This is a genomic window from Candidatus Rokuibacteriota bacterium, assembly GCA_016209385.1.
Classification (GTDB): Bacteria; Methylomirabilota; Methylomirabilia; order Rokubacteriales; family CSP1-6; genus JACQWB01.
The window spans coordinates 1-2,604 of the sequence record JACQWB010000064.1 but is presented as its reverse complement, the minus strand read 5'-3'; the positions used below and the strand labels follow the sequence as shown (position 1 = coordinate 2,604).

3 protein-coding genes are annotated in these 2,604 nt (G+C 65.8%); all 3 read left to right on the top strand.

Features of this window, described 5'->3' with window-relative positions:
- Positions 1 to 453 (top strand): DUF692 family protein (locus HY726_04515; protein ID MBI4608253.1); only part of this gene is annotated, 453 nt, incomplete at its 5' end.
- A complete protein-coding gene (locus HY726_04510) occupies positions 450 to 2,453 on the top strand; it encodes a hypothetical protein (GenBank protein MBI4608252.1) in 2,004 nt (667 codons plus the stop codon). The genes HY726_04515 and HY726_04510, both read left to right, overlap by 4 nt.
- 3 nt (positions 2,454 to 2,456) lie before the next feature.
- A partial coding sequence (locus HY726_04505; GenBank protein MBI4608251.1) for a B12-binding domain-containing radical SAM protein occupies positions 2,457 to 2,604 on the top strand: 148 nt, incomplete at its 3' end.

The window sequence follows — 2,604 nt, the reverse complement described above, 5'->3', positions numbered from 1 at the left end:
GACGGAGAGCTGGGGATCGAGAACCTCTACGACGTCCCGACGGGCGCCTACGAGCATGTTTGCGAGCCCGAGTTCATCACCGCGTTTGCCGAGGAGTTCGACCTCCACCTGGTGGTCGATATCGGCCATGCGGTCGTCTCGGCCTACAACCTGCGGATGCCGGTCCGGGACTATCTGTTTGCGCTCCCTCTGGCCAGGCTGCGGGAGATCCAGATCAGCCGGGCCGGGATGACGGACGGGCTCGCCCGGGACGCGCATGAGTGCCCGGGCCCGGAGGAGTTCCAGCTCGTCGAGGAGCTCTTGGCCCAGACGGATGCGCCGGAGGTCTATCTCACCGTGGAGTACTACCGGGACGGCCCGGCCCTCATGCAGGCGTACCAGGAGCTCTGGGCCAGGTTCGGGGAAGGGCGGGGGGCGCGTGAGGCGAACGCCGTCGCCGGGGGGCACGCATGAAGGTGGTGTACCTCCTGAGCACGGAGTCGGATGTCGCGCGGGCTCTCCCCCTGATGCGAGGGAACCTCTCGGCACGAGTCATTGCCCTCGAATGGGAGGGGGAGCAGGCGCTCCGACGCGCGGGGATTGACTACCGGGTGGCCGACACCTATCTCACTGATGCCCGGTATCGCGAGGCGACCGAGCAAGGGTACTGGCTGGCGCGACGCTGGTACGAGGAGCCGGACCTCAAGGAGCAGATGCTGTACAAGGGCGTCCCGCTCGCCATGCTCTTCGAGCACATGCTCTACTACTACTTCACCTCGATCTTCTATTCGATCGAGGTTCTGCAAGCCGTCATCACGGAGGAGCGTCCCGACCGTCTGGTCGCCTTCCGCAAGCCTCCGTTTGTCTTGACCGATCCGGTCAATGGCCTGCTCATCCAGGAGGAGGAGTACCCCGATGAGGAGGTCTTGCCCTGGGTGGCCAGACAGGCGGGTGTAATGGTCGATTTCCACGATGGGCAGACGGCCAAGGCCTTGCGCCGCGGGGCTGCGAGCCGGTCGATCAGGCTCACGGTCGGACCGTGGCGTCTGTCGGTCCCCGTCCCAGGCCAGCTTGCCTCCCGGTTGGGCTCGATGTGGGTGACCCTCCAGCAGCGCCTGCGCGCGCGGTCCCTGGAATCCGGCCGCCGTCAGCCGTGGGTCTACTTCACCTCCACCGACCTCAGCGTCCATCGGATCTATCGGCCGGTTGTGGAGGAGCTGAAGCGTCGGGGGACCCACCGAATCGGCATCCTCTCCCAGTCCGCCACGATCACGCGCGCGGCCCTGGAGCCCGGCCTGTGCTTCACGTCGGTGGACGCCGTACTGGGCCGTCGCACCCGGAAGAGAATCCGGGATGAGACGCGCCGGATGTGGGAGCACTTCCGGACCCTGGACGAGGTCCATACGCGACTCCAGTATCAGGGGGTCCCCATCTGGCCCATCGCGGCGGCCCGGTTCGAGTTCCTGTTCACGCGGTGCTACTTCGAGGCCGCCAAAGGTCTGGAGGCGGTCGAACGGCTGGCCGGTGACGGGCGACTCCATCTGCTGGTGACCGGGAACGAGGCCAGGGATTTCAATCGGTCCTGCATCGTAGGGGCGGCCCGGGTCGGGGTGCCGAGTCTCGTTTTGAGCCATGGGGTCTCGGGGAGCCGGCAGCCTCACTACCTCGGATTTGAGCCGTGCTTCGCGACGGCCAAAGCGATGTGGGGGCAGGGCTGTGTGGACATCCACCTGGAGTACGGGTGCGGGGTGGACCCGGAGCGGCGCATCGATCCCCGGAAGCTCGTCGTCACAGGAGCGCCCAACTTCGACCGGTATCTCCTCCTCCCACCCGATGGCCACCGCGAGCGGACGCTCCGGGACCTCGGGCTCGACCCGTCCAAGAAGATCGCCCTGTACGCGGCTGACCGGTTCAACAAGGGCGTGAAGGCATACGACATCTACTTCTCGTACGAGGAGCGGACGGCGCATCTCAGAGGTCTATTGAACGCCATGGGGGAACTCCCTGACGTCCAGCTTGTGATCAAGGCGAGCCCGGGGGACTGGAACGTCCGGTGCTTGCAGGACTTGATAGAGGAGGCCCATGCGGACAACGTGATCGTCAGCCAGTTCGGTGACCTGCTGGTCCTGCTTCGGGCGTGTGACGCGGTCATCGTGCACCACTCGACGATCGGGCTGGAGGGGCTGTTGCTCGGGAAGCCCCTCATCGTAATGAACTTCACCCCAAGGCCCGACCGGATGGATTTCGTTCAGGCGGGAGTCGCCGTGGGCGTGTACCGGCCCGAGGATCTGGCTCCCGTCATCCGCAAGATCTTCAGTGACCTGAGGCTCTCCGAGCGCCTCGCAGAGCGCCGGGACGACTATCTCCACCGCTACCTGTTCAAGCTAGACGGCGCCTCCAGCGTCCGGGTGGCGGACCTCATCGAGGCCATGGCCGGGGACGCGTTCCGGGCGATGTCTCCGGAGAGGGGGTAGGCCATGGAATTCCTGTTCATCTATCCGCCGAATGCCCGCCAGACCCATATCCTGCCGATGGGGTTGGCCTACATCGGGGCGATCCTCATGAAGGCCGGGCACAAGGTGAAGGCCCTGGACATCGACGCCTACCGGTTCTCCCGCCAGGAGG

Coding starts and splice junctions, on each gene's coding strand:
- HY726_04510 (MBI4608252.1), top strand. CDS start 450: ATGAAGGTGGTGTACCTCCTGAGCACGGAGTCGGATGTCGCGCGGGCT.